At 63.5% G+C, this 24284-nt stretch carries 24 protein-coding genes and 1 tRNA gene; 16 read left to right on the top strand and 9 right to left on the bottom strand.

All coding sequences use genetic code 11. From position 1 onward, the window contains the following. Nucleotides 1-34: 34 nt before the first annotated feature. The 5 genes from BUS12_RS27255 to BUS12_RS27235 are packed head-to-tail and all read left to right on the top strand — an operon-like array spanning nt 35 to nt 3861. A complete protein-coding gene (locus tag BUS12_RS27255; RefSeq protein WP_074300491.1) occupies nt 35-868 on the top strand; it encodes an ABC transporter substrate-binding protein in 834 nt (277 codons plus the stop codon). A gap of 40 nt (nt 869-908) precedes the next feature. Beyond that, nucleotides 909-1625 carry an amino acid ABC transporter permease gene (locus tag BUS12_RS27250; protein ID WP_074300490.1) on the top strand — a complete coding sequence of 239 codons (717 nt, stop codon included), beginning with the start codon at nt 909-911 and terminating at the stop codon, nt 1623-1625. A gap of 21 nt (nt 1626-1646) precedes the next feature. Beyond that, a complete protein-coding gene (locus tag BUS12_RS27245; RefSeq protein ID WP_074300489.1) occupies nt 1647-2297 on the top strand; it encodes an amino acid ABC transporter permease in 651 nt (216 codons plus the stop codon). After that, a complete protein-coding gene (locus tag BUS12_RS27240) occupies nt 2294-3055 on the top strand; it encodes an amino acid ABC transporter ATP-binding protein (RefSeq protein ID WP_074300488.1) in 762 nt (253 codons plus the stop codon). Before BUS12_RS27245 ends, BUS12_RS27240 begins: the two co-directional genes overlap by 4 nt. 44 nt (nt 3056-3099) lie before the next feature. After that, nucleotides 3100-3861 carry an IclR family transcriptional regulator gene (locus tag BUS12_RS27235; RefSeq protein ID WP_074300487.1) on the top strand — a complete coding sequence of 254 codons (762 nt, stop codon included), beginning with the start codon at nt 3100-3102 and terminating at the stop codon, nt 3859-3861. A 26-nt stretch (nt 3862-3887) separates the two neighbouring features. On the opposite strand, the gene BUS12_RS27230 is transcribed toward BUS12_RS27235, so the two are convergent. The 3 genes from BUS12_RS27230 to trxB form a co-directional block, all read right to left on the bottom strand. Beyond that, nucleotides 3888-4508, bottom strand: a complete 621-nt coding sequence (locus BUS12_RS27230; RefSeq protein WP_074300486.1) for a trimeric intracellular cation channel family protein — start codon at nt 4506-4508, stop codon at nt 3888-3890. Nucleotides 4509-4521: 13 nt separating this feature from the next. Then, complete coding sequence (locus tag BUS12_RS27225) at nt 4522-5280, bottom strand: Smr/MutS family protein (RefSeq protein WP_074301735.1); 759 nt, start codon at nt 5278-5280, stop codon at nt 4522-4524. A 257-nt stretch (nt 5281-5537) separates the two neighbouring features. Beyond that, nucleotides 5538-6539 carry a thioredoxin-disulfide reductase gene (trxB, locus tag BUS12_RS27220; protein ID WP_074300485.1) on the bottom strand — a complete coding sequence of 334 codons (1002 nt, stop codon included), beginning with the start codon at nt 6537-6539 and terminating at the stop codon, nt 5538-5540. Nucleotides 6540-6865: 326 nt separating this feature from the next. Between trxB and BUS12_RS27215 the strand changes: the two genes are divergently transcribed. Next, nucleotides 6866-9181: a DNA translocase FtsK gene (locus BUS12_RS27215; RefSeq protein WP_074300484.1), complete on the top strand. Its 2316-nt coding sequence runs from the start codon at nt 6866-6868 to the stop codon at nt 9179-9181. Between the two features lie 92 nt (nt 9182-9273). Beyond that, the gene (gene lolA / locus BUS12_RS27210; protein ID WP_074300483.1) at nt 9274-9990 is read left to right on the top strand and encodes an outer membrane lipoprotein chaperone LolA; all 717 of its coding nucleotides are present in this window, start codon (nt 9274-9276) and stop codon (nt 9988-9990) included. An 81-nt stretch (nt 9991-10071) separates the two neighbouring features. Here the strand turns inward: lolA and BUS12_RS27205 are convergent, their stop codons facing one another. Further along, nucleotides 10072-10995, bottom strand: coding sequence for a LysR family transcriptional regulator (locus BUS12_RS27205; RefSeq protein WP_074300482.1), 924 nt, complete (start codon nt 10993-10995; stop codon nt 10072-10074). 150 nt (nt 10996-11145) lie between these two features. On the opposite strand from BUS12_RS27205, the gene speB reads away from it, so the two are divergent. Next, nucleotides 11146-12135 (top strand): agmatinase, encoded by a 990-nt coding sequence (speB, locus tag BUS12_RS27200; RefSeq protein WP_074300481.1) that lies wholly within the window; start codon nt 11146-11148, stop codon nt 12133-12135. A 37-nt stretch (nt 12136-12172) separates the two neighbouring features. Here speB and BUS12_RS27195 read toward each other — a convergent pair whose 3' ends face one another. The 3 genes from BUS12_RS27195 to cytX form a co-directional block, all read right to left on the bottom strand. Continuing rightward, a complete protein-coding gene (locus BUS12_RS27195; protein ID WP_074300480.1) occupies nt 12173-12697 on the bottom strand; it encodes a helix-turn-helix transcriptional regulator in 525 nt (174 codons plus the stop codon). A 3-nt stretch (nt 12698-12700) separates the two neighbouring features. After that, on the bottom strand, nt 12701-12994 hold the full coding sequence (locus tag BUS12_RS39490; RefSeq protein WP_074300479.1) for a hypothetical protein: 294 nt from the start codon (nt 12992-12994) through the stop codon (nt 12701-12703). A gap of 298 nt (nt 12995-13292) precedes the next feature. Further along, nucleotides 13293-14609: a putative hydroxymethylpyrimidine transporter CytX gene (gene cytX / locus BUS12_RS27185; RefSeq protein ID WP_074300478.1), complete on the bottom strand. Its 1317-nt coding sequence runs from the start codon at nt 14607-14609 to the stop codon at nt 13293-13295. Between the two features lie 184 nt (nt 14610-14793). Between cytX and BUS12_RS27180 the strand changes: the two genes are divergently transcribed. From BUS12_RS27180 to BUS12_RS27165, 4 genes are all read left to right on the top strand, one after another. Further along, a complete protein-coding gene (locus BUS12_RS27180; protein WP_074300477.1) occupies nt 14794-16107 on the top strand; it encodes a replication-associated recombination protein A in 1314 nt (437 codons plus the stop codon). Nucleotides 16108-16181: 74 nt separating this feature from the next. Next, nucleotides 16182-17474, top strand: coding sequence for a serine--tRNA ligase (gene serS, locus BUS12_RS27175; protein ID WP_074300476.1), 1293 nt, complete (start codon nt 16182-16184; stop codon nt 17472-17474). Between the two features lie 150 nt (nt 17475-17624). Beyond that, nucleotides 17625-17715: transfer RNA gene (locus tag BUS12_RS27170), tRNA-Ser, on the top strand. A 273-nt stretch (nt 17716-17988) separates the two neighbouring features. Continuing rightward, nucleotides 17989-18207 carry a hypothetical protein gene (locus BUS12_RS27165; protein WP_074300475.1) on the top strand — a complete coding sequence of 73 codons (219 nt, stop codon included), beginning with the start codon at nt 17989-17991 and terminating at the stop codon, nt 18205-18207. A 7-nt stretch (nt 18208-18214) separates the two neighbouring features. Here BUS12_RS27165 and BUS12_RS27160 read toward each other — a convergent pair whose 3' ends face one another. Next, nucleotides 18215-19054, bottom strand: coding sequence for an alpha/beta fold hydrolase (locus BUS12_RS27160; RefSeq protein WP_143788471.1), 840 nt, complete (start codon nt 19052-19054; stop codon nt 18215-18217). A 320-nt stretch (nt 19055-19374) separates the two neighbouring features. Between BUS12_RS27160 and BUS12_RS27155 the strand changes: the two genes are divergently transcribed. Genes BUS12_RS27155 through BUS12_RS39690 form a run of 4 tightly spaced genes read left to right on the top strand, consistent with a single transcriptional unit; the run spans nt 19375 to nt 22875 of the window. Beyond that, nucleotides 19375-20673 carry an NAD(P)/FAD-dependent oxidoreductase gene (locus tag BUS12_RS27155; protein ID WP_074300474.1) on the top strand — a complete coding sequence of 433 codons (1299 nt, stop codon included), beginning with the start codon at nt 19375-19377 and terminating at the stop codon, nt 20671-20673. Next, nucleotides 20670-21530: a DUF1365 domain-containing protein gene (locus BUS12_RS27150; RefSeq protein WP_083640637.1), complete on the top strand. Its 861-nt coding sequence runs from the start codon at nt 20670-20672 to the stop codon at nt 21528-21530. The genes BUS12_RS27155 and BUS12_RS27150 overlap by 4 nt, the downstream gene beginning before the upstream one ends. Then, complete coding sequence (locus BUS12_RS27145) at nt 21527-22738, top strand: SAM-dependent methyltransferase (protein ID WP_074300473.1); 1212 nt, start codon at nt 21527-21529, stop codon at nt 22736-22738. The genes BUS12_RS27150 and BUS12_RS27145 overlap by 4 nt, the downstream gene beginning before the upstream one ends. Before the next feature lie 5 nt (nt 22739-22743). After that, complete coding sequence (locus BUS12_RS39690; RefSeq protein ID WP_290439580.1) at nt 22744-22875, top strand: hypothetical protein; 132 nt, start codon at nt 22744-22746, stop codon at nt 22873-22875. On the opposite strand, the gene BUS12_RS27140 is transcribed toward BUS12_RS39690, so the two are convergent. Next, entirely contained in the window at nt 22872-24176 is a 1305-nt protein-coding gene (locus BUS12_RS27140; protein ID WP_074300472.1) for an Nramp family divalent metal transporter, read from the bottom strand. The genes BUS12_RS39690 and BUS12_RS27140 overlap by 4 nt on opposite strands. Between the last annotated feature and the right edge of the window lie 108 nt (nt 24177-24284).

Raw genomic sequence — 24284 nt, 5'->3', positions numbered from 1 at the left:
ATGTGGACTTCTCACTCCAGATCGGGATCGAAAAATGAGAATCATCAGGGAAAGCGCAAGATTCGCGTGTTTGTTCGCTGTGGCCGGTCTATTGGTGTTTGCCGGTTGCACGAAGATCGCTACGCCAGATCAGGGCGGCGTCGCCGATTCGACACTCAAACAGGTCCTGCAGCGCGGTACCTTGCGCGTGGGCGATTGTTTGACTTTCGCGCCGTTCGGCTTCTACAACAAGGATGGCCAGCCCGACGGTTACGACGTCGACCTCGCGAAAGAACTGGCCAGGCAAATGGGCGTCAAGCTCGAAGTCGTGAATACGACGAGCGCTAACCGCATTCCGAACCTGCAAACCAGCAAGGTGGACGTGGTGTTCTGCAACTTCACCCGCAACCTCGAGCGGGCGAAGGAAATCTCCTTTACGAACCCGTACGTGGTGGCGAGCGAAGCGCTGCTGGTGAAAAAGAGCAGCGGCATCAAGTCCATCAACGACATGTCGAATCGCACGATTGCAACCGTCAAGGGCTCGACGAACGGTGACGAAGTGCGCTCGCTGAACATGCAGGTCAAGATTCAGGAGTTCGACAGTTCGGAGGCTGCGATCCTTGCGGTCAAACAAGGCCAGGCCGACGCGATGATCGAGGACAACAACTTTCTCGCGTATCAGGCAACGCTCGATCCGGACCTGACTGTGACCAACGAAGCGCTCGTTCCGCTCGAATACAACGCGTTCGGCGTCAAGCAGGGGGACCAGGTCTGGCTCGATTACCTGAACCTGTTCCTGTTCAATACCAACGCTTCCAAGCTGAACGCACAGCTCTACAAGAAGTGGTTCGGCACAGATCCGCGCTTCCCGCTTAATCCGCAGTACTGAATCTGCGCGCGCTCAACGTCGGTTGAAAGACGGAGGAACCATGAGCTATGAATGGCTGACCCTTGCGGGCTATTGGAACGATTTCGTTCGCGCGGCGTGGCTGACGCTTCAGATCACGGTGCTGGCCTTCATCCTTGCGCTGCTGCTCGGTTTGCTGACGGCGCTGGCCAGCGCATCGCGCGCCAGACTGTTGCGCGCGATCGCGAGTGCCTATATCGAAGCGATCCGTAATACGCCGGTGTTGCTGCAGATCTTCATCGTGTTCTTTGGTTTGCCATCGCTCGGCATCACGTTGAATGCCTATGCCGCCGGTGTCATTGCGTTAGGGGTGAATGTCGGTGCGTACCTGGCTGAGGTGTTCCGTGCGGGCATCCAGTCCGTGCCGCGCGGTCAACTGGAGGCGGCGTCGATCCTCGGCCTGGGGCGCTCGCAGATCTTCGTCGAAGTGGTGCTGCCGCAGGCCGCGCGTGCCGTTTATCCGGCGATCGTCAACAACCTGATTCAGTTGCTGCTCGGCACATCGCTTCTGTCGGCGATCGCGCTACCGGAACTGAGCGGAACGGCGACGGTGATCAACGCACGTACGCTGCTCTACATCCAGACCTTCACGATTACGTTGATCGCCTATCTGGTACTCAGCAATGTCCTGTCGTGGGCGGCGGGCCAGGTGAGCGTCCGTGTCTTTCATCCACCGCTCGTACTGAAGAAACGTCCGCGCCGCGCGTTCTTTTTCGCGCGACAGACCGATCGCACCTGAGCGCCCAACCGGAGATCGAACATGTCAAGCGAATTGCTCACGACCAGCCTCGCGATCCTGATTCAGGGTCTGGTGGCGACACTGCTTCTGTCCGCGGCGTCGATCGTCGGTGGAACGCTGATCGGGCTGCTGGCAGCCGTCCTAAGGTCATTCGGACCATGGGGCACGCCGCGTATCGCCAGGCTCTATACCGAACTGTTCCGCGGCACACCTGTGCTGATCACGCTGATGTTCATCTATTTCGGCGTGTCGTACTTCGGTTATGCAATCGATGTCTTTGCAGCCGGTGTGGTGGGTTTGAGCGTCTATCAAGGCGCCTACATTGCCGAGATATTCCGCTCGGGCATCGAAGCCGTGCCTAAAGGACAGTGGGAGGTGTCGCAGATCCTCGGGCTCAGCAAGACGCAGGCATTCTTTTCGGTGGCGTTGCCACAGACCGGGAAGATCGTCATACCGCCTCTCGTCGGCCAGTACTTGTCGCTTATCAAGGATACGTCGATCGTCAGCATGATCGGCATGTCGGAATTGATGCACGCGGGTCAGGCTATCGTCGACCGGGTCGGCAAACCGGTTGAGATATATGGCCTCGTTGCCGTGCTGTATTTCGTTGTGTGCTTTCCACTTTCGCAGTGGGTGCGCCACCATGATCGTAGAAGGAGCCTGTTGTCATGACCGCTACTACCTCTATCGCCACTTCCAGGCCCATCATCAACCTCGCCGGCGTCAGCAAGTCCTTCGGCGCTACGCAGGTCCTGAAGGAAATCAATCTCGATGTGCGACCTGGTGAAGTGCTCGTGCTGATCGGCGCATCCGGTTCTGGAAAGAGCACGGTGCTGCGCATCATGAGCGGTCTGGAAACGGCCGACACAGGTGAGGTCTGGGTCAACGAGGTGCCGCTGCACGACGCTCGCCGCGCCAAAGAGATTCGCGGTCACGTGGGCATGGTGTTTCAGCAATTCAACCTGTTTCCGCACAAGACCGCGCTTGGCAACGTGACGCTCGCGCTGATCAAGGCACGCAAGATGAGTCCGGCGGACGCGCGCAAGCGTGCGATGGACGCGCTCGATCGCGTGGGTCTCGCCGACCGTGCCGATCACTATCCTAGCCAGCTCTCAGGCGGCCAGCAGCAGCGCGTGGCGATTGCCAGAGCATTGGCGGTCGAGCCGGGCATCATGTTCTTCGACGAGGCCACCTCCGCGCTCGACCCGGAACTGGTCGGCGAAGTGACCGAGGTCATGCGCGGATTGGCGCGCGACGGCATGACGATGGTTGTCGTCACCCACGAAATGGGTTTTGCGCGCAAGACTGCTGATCGCGTCGTGTTCATGGATAAAGGCGTGATCGCGGAGCAGGGCGCGCCCGAGGATATCTTCGTGAACCCGCAGAACGAACGTACCCGGCAGTTCCTGCACCGCGTGCTCGACCATTGACCTTGCGCTAAACTGCGAACCCTATCGCCGACGGAGTTGAAGGCATGTCAGCACCAGAGTCATCAAGAGCGCGAGGCGTTGACCGCGTCGTCGGCATTTTCAGGCAACTGCATATCGCGCGTCGTCCGATGACGATGCGCGAACTGATTGAGGCGACCGGCGCGCCGCGCTCCAGCATCTACGAACTGGTCACCATTCTCACGGAAGCAGGATGGCTGGAGACAACGGTCGACGGTAGTGTCTTTTTCGGCCGTGAAATGCATTACTACGGCGCCGACTACGCGGTGCATAACGATCTGATCAGTCGCGCCCACCAGGCCATCCTCGCGCTGGTCAGAAACCACGACGAGACCGCGCAGTTGTGCATGCTGGAGGGCAACAAGTACACCGTGGTTTTGTCCGAGAACAGTTCGCGGCCGTTCAACATCAGTTCCGACATTGGCGTGAAGGTGCCGATTCCGTGGACCGCGACGGGCCGCCTGTTGCTCGCACATCTGCGCGCGGACGAGATTCGCGCGCTGATCCCGGACGAAGACTTTGTCCTCGATAACGGAAGGCGCGTTGAATTTGAGGATTTTCTGCGCGACGTCGAACGTGCCGCTGAACAGGGTTACTGTTGCACCGAAGGTCTTTCGCACACCTTTCGATACTGCATGGCAGCGCCGATACGCGATCGAACCGGTCTTCCCGTCGCGGCGCTTTGCTTTATGACGAGCCGCGACACGAATCCGGAAAAGCGCGCCACGATGCTGGAAGACCTCATCAGGTCGTCGAAAGCGTTATCGCAGCCGTATGTCCGTTTGTAGGAGCCGCGCGAGAGGGCTCTCGCCGCTCAATGCGGCAAACGGACATTGAATTTGAACGTCGCAAGTCGCGCCAGCAGGATGAACGCAGTGGCGATCAGCACGCTATATACGCTATCGAAGTTGAAGTAATCCAGCAGTAGATACAACCAGCATCCAACAAACGCGCAGGTCGCATACGGTCGCGAATCCTTCAAAATCAGCGGCACTTCATTGCAAAGCACATCGCGAATCACGCCGCCGAACACCCCAGCCAGAACCCCGATCATCACCGACGTAAACCACGGCATCTGCGCGTCGAGCGCCATCGAAGTACCCGAGATGCTAAAGAGCCCCAGCCCAACCGCATCCGCCACCAACAACACCCGCTCGGACAACAGCTTCGACGTCATCTTCAACAGCATCGGCGCGAACAGCGACATCACAAAGATCGCGATTACATACGGTTGATGCTCGACCCAATAAAACGGCCTGCGCTCCAGCAGCACATCGCGCACGGTCCCACCACCGAAGGCCGTCGCCATCGCCACCAGAAACGTCCCGACCGCATCGAGCTGCCGCGTGCGCGCTTCAATAAAACCGGAGATCGCGTAGGCGAAGATCGCCAGCGCCTCCATGATGGTGAGCGCGAGGGTAAGCCTCGGATGCATTAACGGAGCCCCGTCACGGTTTGGGATGAGCGACCTGCGCCCCCGGCTGCAACAGCACGAGCACAGCGCCGGCGCCGCCGTCATGCGCTCTTGCCTGGCAGAACGCAATGACCTCTTCCTTCTGCACGAGCCAGGCCCGAACCTTGCCCTTCAGCACAGGCTCCTTGCCGACCGACCCAAGCCCCTTGCCATGAATCACGCGCAGGCAACGCAGCCCGCGCTTGACCGACTCGCGAATGAATTCCGCCAGCGCCTCACGCGCCTCTTCACGCCGCATCCCATGCAGATCCAACTGGGCCTGCACAATCCACGCGCCGCGCCGCAGCTTGCGCACCACCTCCTGACTCACTCCAGGCCGGCAATACGAAAGCGTCTCATCGGTCTCAAGCAACACCTCCGGATCGAACTCATCCGAAATCGCCTCATGCAGGACAGCCTCTTCATCGAGCTTGGTTTGCGTGGGCACAGGCGAGGGCGGCGTGCGCGCCGGCGGCACCCTGGGCGGCACCACCAGGGGCGCAACCGCGCCAATCTCCCGCCGGAACAGATCGGCATCCGCCGACGCTTCACGCTGTGCCACAGCCGCCGCGGCGCGGTCGCGCTCACGTCGCTCGGCATCGCCTTTTAGCGCGGCACGCAGAGCACCCAGACCGGCGAGCCCGGCTGCCGGCTCGATCTGCGGTTTAGACGGCGCAACCGGCACCGGCGTCGGCTGCACAGCCGCCGCGCGGGGACGTTTGGGTTCGCCAGGATGAGGCCGATTCTTTGCCATGACGGTGACACGGTGGAAAGTAGAGCGTCGTGTGAAACTGCCGCGGGCCTCGCCATGCATCCGCAGGTCAAAACGGACCTGCAGCTGCAACAAGACACAACGCGATGCAAAAAGGGCCGCCAGCTTGCCAGCCGCGGCCCTTCATAGGGGGTGATGCGTGCGGTGTACGGTAAGCGCTCAGGCCGAAGCCCGGGCGCTATTTTACCTTCTCCGCGTCATGAAGCAGGCCCGCTTGCCCGGCTTGCCCGATGCCCCGATTAACGCTCGGCTTCCGCGCTCATCGCGTGCTCGCCGGCCATCTCGTCGATGGTTTCGAGGTAGCGCTGCGCATCCAGTGCGGCCATACAGCCCGTGCCGGCGCTGGTAATCGCCTGACGATACACGTGATCCTGCACGTCGCCCGCGGCAAACACGCCCGGCACGCTGGTACCCGTTGCGTTGCCCGACAGGCCGCCGTTGGTGATGATGTAGCCGTTCTTCATCTCCAGCTGGCCTTCGAAGATATCCGTATTCGGCTTGTGGCCGATCGCGACAAACAGGCCCTGCAGCGCGATATCCGTCTTTTCGCCGCTCTTCGTATCCTTGATGCGCAAGCCCGTCACGCCCGATTGATCGCCGGTCACTTCGTCCAGCACATGGTTCCACTTGATGTCCACGAGGCCTTCCTTCTGCTTGGCCAGCAGGCGGTCGATCAGGATCGGCTCGGCGCGGAACTTGTCGCGGCGGTGGATCACCGTCACTTTCTTCGCGATGCCGGCGAGGTAGAGGGCTTCCTCGACTGCGGTGTTGCCGCCGCCGATCACCGCTACGTGCTGCTGCTTGTAGAAGAAACCGTCGCAGGTCGCGCAGGCGGACACGCCCTTGCCCATGAACGCCTCTTCCGACGGCAGGCCGAGGTACTGCGCCGACGCGCCGGTCGCGATGATCAGCGAGTCGCAGGTGTATTCGCCCGAGTCGCCAATCAGACGGATCGGCTTTTCGTCGAGCTTCGCCGTATGGATGTGGTCGAAGATGATCTCGGTGTTGAAGCGCTCGGCGTGCTCGAGGAAACGCGCCATCAGTTCCGGGCCTTGCACGCCGTTCGCGTCGGCCGGCCAGTTTTCGACGTCCGTCGTGGTCATCAGCTGGCCGCCCTGGGCCAGACCCGTGACGAGCACCGGATTCAGGTTGGCGCGCGCCGCGTAGACGGCAGCGGTATAGCCTGCGGGGCCGGAACCGAGAATCAGGACTTTGGCGTGTTTCGTGGTGGTTGCGGGCATGATCGAAATCCGTAAAAAGCGCCCGGCTCGCCCATGCGAGCCCGCGCGGCTACAGTTGAACGTTAGTTGAAACTGTAGATGGGTATCAGACCGGCATTATAAAGGTCGCCAAGCCGGCCCGCTTCATGATGCTTCTTGATCGTCCCGATAGCCTGACGCCGCCGTTTGGCCCGAAAACCACGCCGCCTGGCCCCAGTTACCGTCATTTACAGCCTTGCGCACGACACTGCGTTTACAATAGCCCGGATCAAACGACCCGGCGGCCACGACCGGGCACCCAGCACGGCCTGGGGGCGCGCATTTTGGCCGCACCCGCAACAGGATCAATGGCAAAAGCTCCTTATTCCGCGAGCGCGCAGGCATTGCCGCACCGTATGTCGCGCCTCTTCACCGAAATCCGTTGGATCCTGCAGGTTGCGCTCGGCGTTTTCCTGCTGATGGCGCTCGTCAGCTACAGCCGGCACGACCCGAGCTGGACGCACGCCGCCCAGGTCGACCGCATCGCCAACTGGGCCGGCCGCGTCGGCGCGTGGACGTCCGACATCCTGCTGCTCCTGTTCGGCCTGTCCGCTTACTGGTGGGTGGTGCTGCTCGGCCGCAGCATCTCGGCCAATTACCGTCGCATCACCCGTCACGAGGCGCTGCCCGAAGACAAGCCGCGTGATGTGACCTGGCTCGCCGAGATTTTCGCCTTCGTGCTGGTGTTGCTCGCCAGCGACGGCATCGAGGCGCTGCGCATGTGGTCGCTCAAGGTTCAACTGCCGCGCGCGCCGGGCGGCGTGATCGGCGAGGCTGTGGCGCGCGGTGTGTCGCACGCGCTCGGCTTCACGGGCGGCACTTTGGCATTGCTGGTGGCGCTCGCCATCGGTTTGTCGCTGTATTTCCGCTTTTCCTGGCTTTCCGTGGCCGAACGAGTCGGCGAATCGATCATTTCCGCCGTCACCTTTGCCCGTCTGCGCCGTGAAGCCGGTCGCGACCGCAAACTGGGCGAGGCCGCCGCCGTCAAGCGCGAAGGCAAGGTGGAGCAGGGCCGCGTGCGCATCGAAGAGCACGAGCCGGTCATGATCGTGCCACCGGTGGTCACGCCGGCTAAATCCGAGCGCGTCGAGAAAGAGCGTCAGGTGCCGCTGTTTACCGACCTGCCGGGCGATTCCACACTGCCGCCCATTTCGCTGCTCGATGCCGCGCCCGCCGCGCAGGAAACCATTTCTCCCGATACGCTCGAATTCACCTCGCGCCTGATCGAGAAGAAGCTGAAGGATTTCGGCGTCGAAGTGAGCGTGGTTGCCGCCTATCCGGGCCCGGTCGTCACGCGTTACGAAATCGAGCCCGCCACGGGTGTGAAGGGCAGCCAGATTGTCGGGCTGGCGAAGGATCTGGCGCGTTCGCTGTCGCTGGTATCGATTCGCGTGGTTGAAACCATCCCCGGCAAGAATTTCATGGCGCTGGAGTTGCCGAACCAGCGTCGTCAGACGGTGAGCCTCTCCGAGATTCTCGGCTCGGCCGTCTATGCCGACGCCGCTTCGCCGCTCACCATGGGTCTGGGCAAGGACATCGGCGGCAAGCCGGTGTGTGCCGACCTCGCCAAGATGCCACACCTGCTGGTGGCCGGTACCACCGGCTCGGGCAAGTCGGTGGGGATCAACGCGATGATCCTGTCGCTGCTCTACAAGGCGAGCGCCGAGCAGGTCCGGATGATCCTGATCGACCCGAAGATGCTCGAGATGAGCGTCTACGAAGGCATTCCGCATCTGCTTTGCCCGGTGGTCACGGACATGCGCCAGGCCGGTCACGCGCTGAACTGGGCGGTCGCCGAAATGGAGCGCCGCTACAAGCTGATGAGCAAGCTCGGCGTGCGTAACCTCGCCGGCTACAACAACAAGATCGACGAAGCCACCAAGCGCGAAGAAAAGCTGCCGAATCCGTTCAGCCTGACGCCGGACGATCCGGAACCGCTGTCGCGCCTGCCGAACATCGTGGTGGTGATCGACGAACTGGCCGACCTGATGATGGTGGTCGGCAAGAAGGTCGAAGAGCTGATTGCGCGGATCGCGCAGAAAGCCCGTGCGGCCGGCATCCACCTGATTCTGGCAACGCAGCGGCCTTCCGTCGACGTCATCACCGGCCTGATCAAGGCCAACGTGCCGACGCGGATGGCCTTCCAGGTGTCGTCGAAGATCGACTCGCGCACGATTCTGGACCAGCAGGGCGCGGAATCGCTGCTCGGCATGGGCGACATGCTCTATCTGCCGCCCGGCAGCGGCTTGCCGGTGCGGGTGCACGGCGCCTTCGTGTCCGATGAGGAAGTGCACCGCGTCGTCGAAAAACTCAGGGAGCAGGGCGAGCCGAACTATATCGAGGGCATCCTCGAGGGCGGCGTCACCGGCGACGGCGACGAAGGTTCCGCCGGCGCCGAGGGAACTGGAGCGGCCGGCGGCGAGTCGGACCCTCTATACGATCAGGCGGTGGAGGTCGTCATCAAGAATCGCCGCGCGTCGATTTCGCTGGTGCAGCGGCATTTGCGGATCGGCTACAACCGCGCCGCGCGCCTGCTCGAGCAAATGGAGCAATCCGGGCTCGTATCGGCGATGTCGTCGAACGGCAATCGCGAGATTCTCACGCCCGCGCGCGAAACCGATTAGGCGCGGCACACCCCTTGCCTCGACAGGCGGTGACGCTCATCCTGGGTTCAACCGCCTCCGTCCCTGGTCCGATTCAATCCACGGAGAATGATATGCAGCAATACGCCGGGCACAGTGCCCATCCTGGCCGCCTCGGTCATCTGGTTCGAACGCTGGCGCGCGGAATCGGCAGCGTCGCGATCGGTGCGTCGTTGCTGGTCGCGCAACAGGCGTTTGCGAGCGGCACCGAGCAACTCAAGGCGTTTGTCGCACAGGTGCACTCGGCGCGTGGCGATTTCGTGCAGCAGGAAGTGCGGGCGCCCAGCAAGGCACAAGCCGCAAGCGACGCCGCGCAGGTCATGCCGAAAAACACCACCTCGAGCGGTACGTTTGTGTTCGCACGTCCGGGCAAGTTCATCTGGTCGTACGAGAAGCCGTATGAACAGATCCTGCAAGCGGACGGCGACAAGCTCTACGTGTTCGACAAAGACCTGAACCAGGTGACCGTGCGGGCGCTCGGCGGCGCACTGGGCGCAAGCCCCGCGGCGATCCTGTTCGGCAGCAACGATCTGGACAAGAACTTCACGCTGCACGATGCGGGTGTGAAGGGCGGTATCGACTGGCTCGAACTGATCCCGAAAGCGAAAGACACGCAGTTCCAGAGCGTGGGTATTGGCTTCAAGGACGGCAATCTGCAGGCCATGGAATTGCACGACGTGTTCGGCAATGTGACCTTGCTGACGTTCTCGAACATCCAGAAGAATCCGCCGCTGCCGGCGGATGCGTTCAAGTTCACCGTGCCGAAGGGCGCGGATGTGATCAACGGCTAAGCGCGTACTGCGCGGCGGTTGGTGCGAAAAGCCACGCAGGTTCTGTGTGGCTTTTTTATTGCAGCTTCGCCGTGTTGCGCGCTATTCGTCCGCTTCGTCGGCGCCAGGCGGAGGATGTGCTGCCTTCATGTCGTCGATAAACGCTTCGGCGATATCGCTGCGATGCTGCCGCCCTCGCGTGACCATATGGAACGCCACGCGGTACTTCATCTGCGCGGGATTCAGCGCCGCCAGCAAACCGTCCTTGACGTACGGCGCGGCGAAGTGCCCGGGCAGGTAGCCAAGATGATGGCCCGACAAAACCAGCATCGCGACGGCTTCCATGTTGTCGGCCACCGCGGTGACGTTCTGCGGCGTGGTCGAGCTCTCGGCTTCGGGGAGCGGATAGCTGCGCCACGCCCATTCGTGTTGCGCGGCCTCGGCAGGGGCGACCTCGCCGGCCTGCTCGAACAAGGGGTGGCCCTTCGCGCAGTACGCGAATTGCTCCTCCGCGAACACCTCCGTGTATTCCAGTGACGGCACCCGGTGCCAGAAGTAGCCAATGCCGACCTGAATGCGCCCGTTCAGCAGCAACTCCTCCAGCTCGCCCGGCGAGCGCACGAGGATCGAAAAGCGCACCGACTGGTCGCGCGTGCGAAAGCGCCCGATCGCGCTGCTGATACGCGCGCTCGCCGACACCGGCGTGTGGCCGATCATGCCGATATCGAGCGTGCCGACCAGCTTGCGGCCGACGTTGCGCGCCTGCATGCCGAAGGTATCCACAGCAGCCAGCAGCGCGCGGGCCGCTTCGATGAACTGCTCGCCGCGTGCCGTCAGGCTAAAGCCGCTGCGGCCGCGTTCGCACAGCCGGTAGCCGAGTCGCGTCTCCAGCGTGGCGAGCTGCGTGCTGATGGTGGACTGCCCGACATTCAGCGTCGCCTGAGCGGGTGAGACGCCACCGGCGTCGACGATCGCGAGGAAAACGCGGATCAGGCGCAGGTCGAGATCGGTGAGTTGCGAGAACATGAGGGTAGATACATCGCTTGGAGTCGATGTGAAGTTTATTCTGCCGCCATTTTATATTGATACGAAGTGCTCAAAAATGAGGATAAATCCTGCGAGCCGGGCGAGTTGCTGCCCGGTTTGCCCGCCTTTCCATTTCATTGCTGAGCCACGATGAATTCCTCCTCCTTCATTTCCCCCGACCTCACTGACCGTCCCCAGCCTCTGTCAGGCAATGTGATGCCACGCTGCGGCGGCATTGCGACGATGATGCGGTTGCCCAATGCCGGCTCGGCCGAAGGGCTCGACGCCTGTTTCGTGGGTGTGCCGTTCGATCTCGGCACGTCGAACCGAACCGGCGCGCGCTTCGGGCCGCGGCAAATTCGCAGCGAATCGGTGCTGCTGCGCCCCTACAACATGGCCACGCGTGCTGCGCCGTTCGACTCGCTGCGTGTGGCGGATATCGGCGATGTGGCGATCAATCCGTACAACCTGCTCGATTCGATCGCGCGCATTGAAACCGCTTACGACGAGATCCTGCAGCACGGCGCCAAGCCGATTACGCTCGGCGGCGATCACACCATTGCCCTGCCGATTCTGCGTGCGATTCACCGCAAGTACGGCAAGGTTGGCCTCATCCACGTCGATGCGCACGCGGACGTCAACGACACCATGATGGGCGAGAAGATCGCGCACGGCACGCCGTTCCGCCGCGCGGTGGAAGAGGGCTTGCTGGATTGCGAGCGCGTGGTGCAGATCGGTTTGCGCGGCACGGGCTACGAGGCCGAAGACTTCGACTGGTGCCGCGACCAGGGCTTCGAAGTGGTGCAGGCCGAGGCGTGCTGGAACCAGTCGCTTGCGCCGCTGATGCAACGCGTGCGCGAACGGATGGGCGATGGCCCGGTGTACATCACGTTCGATATCGACGGCATCGATCCGGCCTTTGCGCCCGGCACCGGCACACCCGAGATTGCCGGGCTGACGGTGCCGCAAGCGCTGGAGATTATTCGCGGCTCACGCGGGCTGAATATCGTTGGCTGCGATCTGGTGGAGGTTGCACCACCCTACGATCCCTTCGGTACGACTGCTCTGCTGGGCGCGAACCTGGCGTTCGAACTGCTGTGTGTTCTGCCGGGCGTGGAATATCGGCCTGCCAGGGGGTGAGACGTGCTCAGGAGAAGTCCTGAGACGCGCCAAAGGTTTATGCAATGAGGTCTTCGAGCTGGCGATTGACCTGCGGTTCGAGCTCACGCGCTTCTTTCGCCTGGTTGACCTGCTTGGCCGATTTCGCCACATCGAGGACGTCGGGCTTGATGTCATAGCCGCCGCGCGTCTTCAACCATGCAAGGACATCCCACAGATGCCAGACCGATGGGTTGCCCTCATGGACCGGAATCGGGAAATCGGCAGCATGGCTGAGCATGAGCTTGCGCATGTTCTGGCGCGACACACCCGCGACGTCGGCCACGTCAGTGAGGCCGACGAAGTCCGGCGCGGCTTCGACGAGGCGTGCTGACGGCATGGCGCGTTTCACGTCCGCGAGGGCGCTCATCAGAGCCGCGAGCGCCGTGGCGCCCTCGCGGGTGAAGACGAGCGCGATGCGCCCCGGTTGCCCGATGCCGATGGTGGCGTCGTCGCATCCTGCTTCAGCCAGGCGTTCCACGATCGCGTCGTGGTCGCAGTCTTCTGCTGCAAGCTGGTATTTCAGCGTGAAGTCGTATTCCATGTGTTACTCCTGCGTTTCGACATGTTGGCTTGCGCCTTGAGGCGCGCGCTTTTGCCGATGTGTCGTGCAATTGTCGACCACCCTTCTGAGCAGCCGAGCGTGATTTCCTGGATTCCTGGGCGTGCTCCAGACACTGGTGATGCAGAACTCTCCGCACCGGCATTCCGAGTCGTTGTACGGACAGTACATTTTTCCCCAGGCGTGCCCTTTGCCGCCGCTCTTGACGCGCCAGCCGAGTGCTTCGGCGTAGGCCAGTGCGTTTTCTACTTCCTTCTTTGAGTGCGTCCCTCGAGTCATCAATAGCCTCATCTTAAGTGGGTGAATCGTGGTTGTCAAGTGACAACCTGATGCGATGGAGGCACGCTCGAAATGCGTCAGAGATTCGTTTTCGGAAGTCGGAGAATGGGAGGGAATCTATCTCGCAAACGGGCGTGCCAGATAGCAACTACATCACGCTGGGAGCCGTTGCGCACCCTCACCAGAAGTCATAGGACGAATGGAATATCAGGGATGCAGGCGCGCGATGAGGCGAATGCGGCGCGCGGAAGAATCGGCCAAACGGCCCGCGTTGCACGGGCCGCCCGGGCGTGTTTGTTCAGGCGTAGGCGGTCTTGCGCGCCGACACCATGACGAAATAGCAGAGGGCGCCGATTGCCAGCGCGGGAAGCGTCGCGCCGAGGTTCGGCAGCCATTGATTGATGGCCTGATAGGCGACGATCCCGATTGCCCATGAGACGAAGGCGCTCAGATGCCAGCCGCCCGAAAAGCCATAACGGCCTTGCAGGTCGGCGAGGGCGGCCGCTTCGATGCGGCGCTTGCGCAAGATGAAATGATCCACCAGCACGACGCCGAACAGCGGTGCGAACACGGAGCCGATCAGGAGCAGGAAGTTTTGATACTTCGCCATCGGCACGAGCAGGGCGATCGCCGTGCACAGCGCACCGAATGCCGCCGACAGCATCGGCACCGTTGCCCGCGTCCAGAACGTGCCGGTCGAGACCGCTGCGGAATGGATATCGGCGAAGGCGTTGTCGACCTCGTCGATCAGGATCAGCAGCAGCGCGAAGCCGCCGCCCGCTTGCGCAAGCGCGCCGGTCAGGAGCGCATCGCCACCGCCGGCGGCGAGCCCGTAGATCGCGCCGAGCGCGTAGAACCAGATATTGGCGATGCCATAGCCGAGCAGCGTGCCGCGGAACGACTCGCCGGCGCGGCGGCCGAAGCGCGTGTAGTCGGCAATCAGCGGCAGCCACGACAACGGCATCGCGACCACCAGATCGATCGCGCCGCCGAACGACATGTCGCCGGTGCCGGGTTTGCGCATCAACGCGGCCAGATCGTGCCGCGCCAGCAGGTTCCACGACAGCCACGCTGCGCCTGCCAGCAGCAGCCAGATGCCCCAGCTCCGCAGGAAGCGGCGCACGAACGACAGTGGGCCGCTGATCGCGAGCAGCGTCGCCAGCAGGCCGAAGACGATCGTCCAGACGAGCGGAATCGACAGGCCGAACGCCTGCTTGGCGAGCGCGTCGGCGGAATCGCGCATCACGATCACTTCGAACGAGCCCCAGCCGACCAGTTGCACGGCATTGAGCACCGCCGGCACGGAGGCGCCGCGTACACCGAGCGTGGGGCGCAACGACGACATGGCCGCGAGCCCCGTATCCGTGCCGATCACGCCGGCCAGCGCGAGCAGCACGACGCCGATCACGCTGCCGATGCCGATGGCCGCCAGCGCATGCGGCAGCGACAGGCCCGGCACCAGCAGCGCGCCCGCCTGGGCGACCAGCAGGCCGATGCCGAGCGAGAACCACAGCGCGAAGGCGTCGCCGGTGCGAAACGCGCGGCGCGCGTCGGGCACCGGCGTGAGCGGCGCGTAGGTGGAACCGGCGTCGCCGGCGAGTGGATCTTGTGCCATCTGGTGTTGTCCCTGTTTTGTCGTCCGCACACGCGCCCGGCTCGTCCCGGCGCGCTCACTGTCATAATGCAGGACCGGGCCGCAGACTGCGCGCCGGCTCTTTCGCTGGCCGGGCGCGCATCGTGCCGGTTCGCGTCATGTTGCCGAGCCATGCCCGGAAAGCCGAGATTATCCACAAAACACCATGTTTGAAGAAACCCGTGCCAATGTCCCGCTCGCTGAGCGACTGCGCCCCCGCAATATCGACGAAGTGATCGGCCAGAAGCATCTGCTGGGTCCGAACAAGCCGTTGCGGGTCGCTTTCGAATCGGGCGAGGCCCATTCGATGATCCTCTGGGGCCCGCCCGGCGTCGGCAAGACGACGCTCGCGCGGCTGATGGCGGACGCCTTCCACGCCGAATTCATCGCACTGTCTGCGGTACTCTCGGGCGTGAAGGATATCCGCGAAGCCGTCGAGACCGCGCAAGTGCATCGCGCGCATGGCCATCAGACGCTGGTGTTTGTCGACGAAGTGCATCGCTTCAACAAGAGCCAGCAGGACGCGTTCCTTCCGCACGTCGAGTCGGGCCTGTTCGTGTTTGTGGGTGCGACGACGGAGAATCCATCGTTCGAGGTGAACAGCGCGTTGCTCTCGCGAGCCGCGGTGTACGTGCTGAAGAGTCTCGACGACGACGAGCAGCGCGAATTGCTCGAACGCGCGCAGCAGGAACTCGGCGGCCTCACTTTCACCGACGAAGCCCGCGACGCGCTGATCGGCTCCGCCGACGGCGACGGCCGCAAGCTGCTCAATAACCTCGAAATCGTTGCGCGGGCCGCGGCGCAGCAGAAGACCACGGAGATCGACGGCGCGCTGCTGGGCAGTGCGCTCGCCGAAAATCTGCGCCGCTTCGACAAGGGCGGCGACGCGTTCTACGACCAGATCAGCGCGCTGCACAAGTCCGTGCGCGGCAGCAATCCGGACGGCGCCCTGTACTGGTTCTGCCGGATGCTCGACGGCGGCGCCGACGCGCGCTATCTCGCGCGCCGCATTGTGCGCATGGCGTGGGAGGACATTGGCCTCGCCGATCCGCGCGCCGCCCGCATTGCCCTCGACGCAGCCGAAACCTACGAACGCCTCGGCACACCCGAAGGCGAGCTCGCGCTGGCTCAGGCGATCATTTATCTGGCCGTCGCGCCGAAATCGAACGCCGGCTACATGGCGTACAACGAGGCGCGGCGCTTCGTCAGCAAGGATCAGTCGCGCGGGGTGCCGGTGCATCTGCGCAATGCGCCAACCAAACTGATGAAGGAGCTCGGCTACGGCCACGAGTATCGCTACGCGCACGATGAACCGGACGCGTACGCGGCCGGCGAGACCTATTTGCCCGACGGCATGCGCGAGCCGCACTGGTACGAACCGACGCCGCGCGGCCTTGAAGGCAAGATCGGCGAGAAGCTGGCGCGTCTGTCCGAACTCGATGCGCAATGGCGCAGCGAGAACAAGCCGAAAAAGAACTAAGCCCCCGATGCACCGGCGGCCCGCGCCGGTGCGCTAAAATCTCAGCTTCATACAACGAATACCCGCCCCATCCCATGCTCGACATCCAGTTGCTGCGCAAAGACCTCGACGGCGTCGCGAAACGCCTCGCCGACCGCGGCTATACCCTCGACGTGGCGGCTTTCACCGCCCTCGAAGCGGAACGCCGCGCCGTTCAAACCCGCACCGAAGAGCTGCAGGCCCGCCGCAACAGCCTGTCGAAGCAGATCGGCGCAATGAAGGGGCGTGGCGAAGATACCTCGGCGGTGATGGCCGAGGTGGGCGGTCTGGGCGACGAGATGAAGGCCTCGGCGGTGCAGTTCGAAGATATCCAGAACCGTGTGTCCGACCTGATGCTCGGCATGCCCAACCTGCCGCACGAAAGCGTGCCGGCCGGCAAGAGCGAAGCAGATAACGTCGAAGTGCGCCGCTGGGGCACGCCGCGCCAGTTCGACTTCGAAGTGAAGGATCACGTGGATGTCGGCACGCCGCTCGGCCTCGATTTCGAGACCGGCGCGAAGCTCTCCGGCGCGCGCTTCACGATGCTGCGCGGACAGATTGCGCGGCTGCATCGCGCGCTGGCGCAGTTCATGATCGACACGCATACGCAGCAGCACGGCTACACGGAAATCTATACGCCCTACATCGTCAATCCGGAGATTCTGTACGGCACCAGCCAGTTGCCGAAGTTCGCCGACGACATGTTCCGCGTGGAGAAGGGCGGCGCTGAGAACACGGTGACGCAGTATCTGATCTCCACGTCGGAAATTTCGCTGACCAACACAGTGCGCGAGAGCATTGTCGAAGGGGACGCGCTGCCGATCAAGCTGACCGCTCATTCGCCGTGCTTCCGTTCGGAAGCGGGTTCGTATGGACGCGACACGCGCGGGATGATTCGCCAGCATCAGTTCGACAAGGTCGAGATGGTGCAGATCGTCGCGCCGGAAACGTCGTATGACGTGCTCGAGCAGATGGTCGGCCATGCCGAGGCGATCCTCCAGAAGCTCGGGTTGCCGTATCGCGTGATCACGCTGTGCACCGGCGACATGGGCTTTTCCGCGACGAAGACGTACGACCTCGAGGTCTGGTTGCCCGCGCAGAACACCTATCGCGAAATCTCGAGCTGCTCGAATACCGAGACGTTCCAGGCGCGCCGGATGCAGGCCCGTTATCGCAATGCGCAGGGCAAGCCTGAACTCGTGCATACGCTGAATGGTTCGGGGCTGGCCGTGGGCCGTACGCTCGTCGCCGTGCTGGAGAATTTCCAGAATGCGGATGGCTCGGTGACGGTGCCCGAAGCGCTGCGTCCCTACATGGGTGGCGTGGCTCGCCTCGAAGCGGCGTCCTGAACGGCGCCTCGCCCCGGTCCAGGGCATGCGAGTTTTCCGGGCCTCGAAATTTGTTCGAACGAGGGCTTGTAAAATTCAAAAAACGTTCTATAATCTTCGCTTCTCCGGTAGCCGACCAATGCCGGAGAGGCAGTGACAAGGCAGTATCCCGGAGAGGTGGCAGAGTGGTCGAATGTACCTGACTCGAAATCAGGCGTACGGTTTCCCCGTACCGTGGGTTCGAATCCCACCCTCTCCGCCAAGATTCTGAAAAACCCCGCAGAAGAAGTTCTGCGGGGTTTTTTGTTTTTCGACTGACGATCCGGCTATCAAAAGGGAGCGTTCGGGCCGCGGCGACAAAATTCGAATTTGCCCGGGCCTAACTTCCGAAGTTTCCCTAAGCATGACTAATTACGTCGTCAAATTCGCGCATCAGGCACCTTTTCGTCCCCCTCGGCCGCTATCTGCTCATCGCTCCACCACCGGAGTAAAATTAGGGCTTCAGTAACCCACCACAAAAAACTCTGGTGCTGCGATGAAAACCCCTCCTACAGATCAGCGGCCGCGCAAGCAACCGTCAAAGCGCACGCTGACCATCCTGACGTGGCTGGTCGCTATCGCAACGCTTGGCGCGGGCGTAGGCTGGCTGGTCTACAGCTACTACGTCGATCTCGAAGTGCCGTATTTCGCCATTCCGCTGGTCCTGTGCGTGCCGGTGATCGTGGCCGTCGCATTCCGGAACATGTGGGACTAGCGCCCAGTTAGCGCCCACCGCCCAGACCCAACGCCTCCACCGCCTGCGGCGACCCGAACATCGCCGCGGCGTCGTGCCCAACCCCGGGCACCTCGATCAGCTTCCATCCGAACACCCAACCGTTGCGTTTCGCGAGCTCCTCGGCCGCGTGAAACGCTCTTGTCCCACGGACATAGCGGTTATCCCCTTGAGCCTCCGCCTGCGGTCCTTGCGCGAGCCAGCGCTTGCGGGTGTCCTCCTGTCCGAGCAGCACGGTCAGCGGCTCCGCCAGATAAGCGCGTAACGCTTTCTGTGCGACCTCATCGGTTCCAGGTCCGCCGAATCCGAACGGCACCGCCGTCGCCGTATCGGGTAATACCCATGTGGACGGGTTAGCAATCACGACACGCACAGCGGGCACAGGCGCATACGCCGCCACGCGGTCCACAAACTGCGCGCCGGCCGAATGTCCGAGCAGGACGTACGGCATGCCGGCTTGCCCTGCGGCATCCTGCGCCCAGCTCACCAGCGCCGGTATCAGATCCACAGTCCGTCGCGCCAGCGAAGAACCCGCAGCCGACGCCGCAGACGTGACGCCACCGTACTGATACTCGTCGCGCGGAAACCGCTTGCGATCGAACTGCGGCGCCACCACGATCGCGCAGACGCGGTCGGCGAGCGGCCGGGCGTGATCGCGGTAGGGGCCGCCGTCGCGTCCGACGCCATGAAACACCAGTAGCAACAGCCGCGGCTCGCAGCCGCTCGGCCGGTAGGTAAACACCGGCAACTCGACTCCGTCCACGGAGGCTATCTGTTGCGCATCGCCGGGGGCGATCGGCGCGGCGAACGCGTGTCCAACCCCACTCACGACAAGCACCGCGGCAGCCAGCAACCTGAGCGCCGTCCACCCGCCCGCTGCTACCCATCGGGACTGCCGCCTTTCACACAGCTTGCGCACGTTCTCCGCCTCGTTGTTTCGTCTCCCAGCGGGCAATTATGCCCAGCCGCCTGGCCTGCTTGCATCTTCCAGACTTCGTGTCGCCCCGGCGCCAGCCTGGACACCATCCCACCTCAATCGTCACACCGCCTGCATCCGATCCCGCACCTGCTGCGTATTTCGATCATGGGCGCACACACCCAGTCGTTTCCTACTCCCATAAGCGCCCGTTTCATGCCGGAGACCTAGCCATGAGTCAGTCCGCTTCGAACTCCCAGCCACGCGGTCAACGAATCGCTGTCGTCGGCGCCGGCATCTCGGGACTGGCGAGCGCCTACCTGCTGTCGAAGCACAATCAGGTGACGCTCTTCGAGGCCGGTTCTTACCCAGGCGGCCACACCAACACGGTCGACGTGACGCTCGAAGGTCACACGCATCCGGTCGATACCGGCTTCCTCGTCTTCAACGATCGCACCTATCCGAACCTGATCGCGCTGTTCGCCGAACTGGGCGTGCAATCTCACCCGAGCGAGATGACGTTCTCAGTCTCGCTCGACGAAGGCCGCCTCGAATGGGCGGGCACGAATCTCAACACGGTCTTCGCCCAACGCAGCAACATGTTCTCGCCGAGCTTCATTGGCATGCTGCGCGACATCCTGCGTTTTAACGGCAGCGCCGAGCGCAATCTGGTCGCGGCGGTGCAAAGCGGCGCGTCGATGGGCGACCTGTTGACGGCAGGCGGCTACGGCGGCGCGTTCCAGCAGCACTACCTGCTGCCGATGGCCGCCGCGATCTGGTCGAGCGCCACCGCCGACGTTCTGAGCTTTCCCGCCACCACGTTTCTGCGCTTCTGCCAGAACCACGCGCTGCTGCAGGTCAATCGCCGTCCGCAATGGAAGACGGTGGCGGGGGGCGGGCGCGAGTACGTGCGGCAGATCGTTCGCAAGCTCGACGACGTGCGCATCGAGACGCCGGTACGCGGCGTGCGGCGCGACGCGGATGGCGTCGACGTCTTGACCGATCGCGGTCCGCAGCGCTTCGACGCGCTGGTGCTGGCCACCCACGCGCCCGACACGCTGGCCCTGCTCGACGACGCGGACGATGCCGAGCGCAGCGTGCTGCGCGCCGTGCGCTACCAGCCGAACGTCGCGGTGCTGCATACGGACACGACTCTGTTGCCGCGCCGCCGCCGGGTCTGGTCGGCCTGGAATTACCTGGGTGGCCGTCATCGCGACGGCACGCGCCCGGTCTGCGTCAGCTATCTGGTCAACCAGTTGCAGCCGCTGCCGTTCGACACGCCGGTGGTCGTCACGCTGAATCCGGTTGCCGAGCCGTCGCCGGGCACCGAGTTGCGCCGCTTCGTCTACGACCATCCGCTGTTCGATCTGGCCGCCATCGATGCCCAGCGCCGCCTGCCGCCGCTGCAGGGCCGCCGTCATACGTGGTTTGCGGGTGCCTGGACCGGCTACGGTTTCCATGAGGACGGCCTGAAATCGGCGCTGCGCATCGCCGCCGATTTCGACGCGCTGCCGGCGTGGGCCAGGCTATGAACCGCGCGCCGACGGAGCCGCGCGATAGCGCCGCATGGCTGATGATCGGCCAGGTGATGCACGAGCGGCTGCGGCCACGGCATCACCGCTTCGCCTATCCGGTGTTCTACGTGCGCTGCAATCTCGCGCGCCTTGCTACGCTCGATAGCGGATGGTTCGGCATCAATCGCTGGAGACCGCTCAGTCTGTTCGCGCGCGACCACGGTCCATGCGACGGCAGCGATCTCGACACATGGATGCGCACGCAACTAACCGCGGCAGGCTTGCCCGCTGACGGCGAGATCTGGTTGCAGGCCTTTCCTCGCGTGTTCGGCTACGCCTTCAATCCGGTCAGCTTCTGGTTTTGCCACGATCGCGACGGCGCGTTGCGCGCGCTGCTGGCCGAGGTGCGCAACACGTTCGGCGCACGCCACAGCTATCTGTTGAGCGCTCCCAACGGCGCGCCGATCGACGCGTCTACCGAACTGACCTGCCGCAAGGTACTGCACGTGTCGCCGTTCTGCCAGGTCGAAGGCGGCTATCGCTTCCGCGTGCGCGAGACGCACAGCACGTCATCCGTGGCGATTGACTATCACGATGCCGACGGCCTGCTGATCCGCACGGTGCTCGGCGGCCGCTTGCGTCCGTTGACGCGCGCGGCGGCGCTCGGTGCGTTGGCGCGCCAACCGTTGCTGACGCTCGGCGTGGTCGTCCGCATTCACTGGCAAGCGCTGCGGCTGTTTCTGAAGAAAGTCCCTTTCTACGGCAAACATCCTGCGCCGGGCCGCCTTGCCGAGGCCCTCATCCGTCATCGTGGAGCGGGTTGTCCGCCTGGTTCCACGCGTCATCCTTCGCCGACTGAGGAGATTCAGCCATGACGCTTTCCAGGACCCTGAGCGGACCTCGATCCGCCCCTGCGTCGGGCCGGTTGTTTTTGTCGTTGCTCGAGCGGATTCGCGTCGGGCACCTGGTACTCATCACGCCCGATGGCCAGCCACGCGTGTTCGGCGATCCGCACGCGTCGCCGGGCGCGCGTCTGGAGTTGCACGACTGGCGCGCGTGCGGCGCGATCCTGCGTAAGGGCGATATCGGTTTTGCCGACGCCTGGCGCGCCTTCTGGGTCGACACGCCGGATCTCGCCGCGCTCCTGCGCGTGGCGATCCGCAACGAACGCGCCCTGCAACGCACCGTCTATGGCGGCTGGCTCGCGCAGGTCTGGTACGGCTTGCGCCACCGCCTGCGCCGCAATACGCGCTCCGGCAGCCGTCGCAACATCCACGCGCACTACGACATCGGCAACGCGTTCTACGCGCGCTGGCTGGACCCAGGTTTCACCTACTCGAGCGCCGTGTTCGATGGGCGCTTTGAGGCCTCGCTCGAAGAGGCGCAGCACGCGAAATATCAGCGCATCATCGATACGCTCGGCCTGCGCGCCGGCATGCGTATCCTCGAGATCGGCTGCGGTTGGGGCGGCTTCGCGCTGCATGCGGCGCGTCAGGGCATTCACGTGCATGGCGTGACCATTTCGCTGTCGCAGCTCGAATTCGCCCAGCAGCGCGTGCAGGAGCAACGCCTCGGCGATCGCATCAAGCTCGAACTGCGCGACTACCGCACGCTGACCGGCCAGTATGACGGCATCGTCTCGATCGAGATGTTCGAAGCTGTCGGCGAGCGTTTCTGGCCGACGTACTTTCGCATCCTGCGCGAGCGGCTCGCGCCCGGCGCGCGGGCGCTGGTGCAGACCATCACGATCGACGATTCGCACTTCGCCGCCTATCGCGCCACCAGCGACTTCATCCGCGAATATATTTTCCCGGGTGGCATGCTGCCGAGTCCGGAACGCTTCATCGCGGTAGCGAAGCGCGCGAAACTCGCGGGCGAGGTGACGCTGGCGTTCGGCCGCGACTATGCGGAGACGCTGCGCCGCTGGCGCCATGCCTTCGAGACGCAGCTCGAAGCGATCCGCGCACAGGGCTTCGACGAAACCTTCGTGCGCACCTGGCGTCTGTACCTCGCGTATTGCGAGGCGGGCTTCGACGAAGGCCGTACCGACGTGATGCAGTTCGTCCTCGCGCGGGCTGACTGAGTGCGATGACGATGCGCGCCTTTGGCGACGTCGAGCGCAGCGATCAACTGAGCGCGGTGTTTCTGCCGGGCAAGGGTGTGCGTTTTTATTCGGGCGAGCGTGAGACCGGCGAGTTCGACGATCCGGCGCGGGGTTAGAAGGAAAGCCCGGCGGTCTGCAGCAACAGCACGACATTCAACGCCAGCACGGCAAAGGTGCCGGCCACCGCGCCGGCGTTCGTCAGGCGGCGGTTCCTGTACGTCCCCATCAGATCGCGGCGCGAGGTGAACCATACCAGCGCGATCATCGGCACCGGCAAGGCGATGCTCAGCACGACCTGGCTTAACACCAGCGCCCGGGTTGCATCGACGCCCCAGGCCACTACCGCGAAGGCCGGCGCCATGGTGACGAGGCGGCGCACGCCGACCGGAATGCGAAAGCCGACGAAGCCCTGCATGATCATCTGGCCGGCCATGGTGCCCACCACCGAGCTCGAGATGCCGGAAGCAATCAGCGCAGCCAGAAACAGACACGCCGCGGCGCTGCCGAGCAGGGGCGTGAGGGTATGCCACGCGGTCTCGATGCTGGCGATATCCGCGTGGCCGTGATGAAACGCGCTGGACGCCATGATCACCATTGCCATGTTGATCAGGCCGGCGACACCGAGCGCCACGACAACCTCAATGTTGGAAAACTTCAGCAGCTTGGTGCGTTCGCGTTCGTTGCGCGGCGTGACACGATTTTGCGTCAGGCCCGAGTGCAAGAACAGCACATGCGGCATCACGGTTGCACCGATGATGCCCACGGAAATGGTCAGCGCATTGCTGTCGGGAATGCTCGGCTTGACGGTATGCAGAAACACCGCAGGCCAGTGTACCGGTGCGATCAGCAACTCCGCGAGATACGACAGGCCGATCACGCCCACGAGCGCGGCGATCACCAGTTCGAGCGGACGGAAGCCCTTTCTCTCGAACTGCAGCAGCCCGTAGGTGACGGCGCCGGTGACCAGCATGCTCGCCATCATGGGCAGATGCAGCAGCAACGAGACGCCGATCGCCCCGCCGACGAATTCGGCCAGATCCGTCGCCATCGCAGCGATCTCGCTCATGCCACACATGGCGTACACGTAGCGGTGCGGCAGCGATTCGCGGCACAGTTCGGCGAGATTGCGCCCGGTGACCAATCCGAGCTTCGCCGACAACGACTGGAACAGCATGGCGACGAGATTCGCGACCGCCACCACCCACAGCAATGTATAGCCGTAACCAGCGCCTGCCTGGATGTTGGTCGCGAAGTTGCCGGGGTCCATATAAGCGATCGAAGCGACCACCGCCGGCCCGGCAAACGACAGCATCACACGCGGTCCGCTGCGGCGGCCGGCGAGCGCTTCGCGCGCATGGAAACAGGTCTGCTCGGTCAATGTCAGCGGCGTGACCGCCTGACTCAGGGCTTCGTTCATGGCATCTCCGGCGTGTCGTCAACCGAGGTCAGGCGTTGGTGTGGAGGAGGGCCGGCCAGCGGGACCGCGAGCGCCGTCGCGATCATCCGTCGCCGGGATTCCCGATAC

Source organism: Paraburkholderia phenazinium (assembly GCF_900142845.1).
In the GTDB taxonomy this organism is placed as follows: Bacteria; Pseudomonadota; Gammaproteobacteria; order Burkholderiales; family Burkholderiaceae; genus Paraburkholderia; species Paraburkholderia phenazinium_A.
This window is presented reverse-complemented; position numbering and strand designations above follow the sequence as displayed.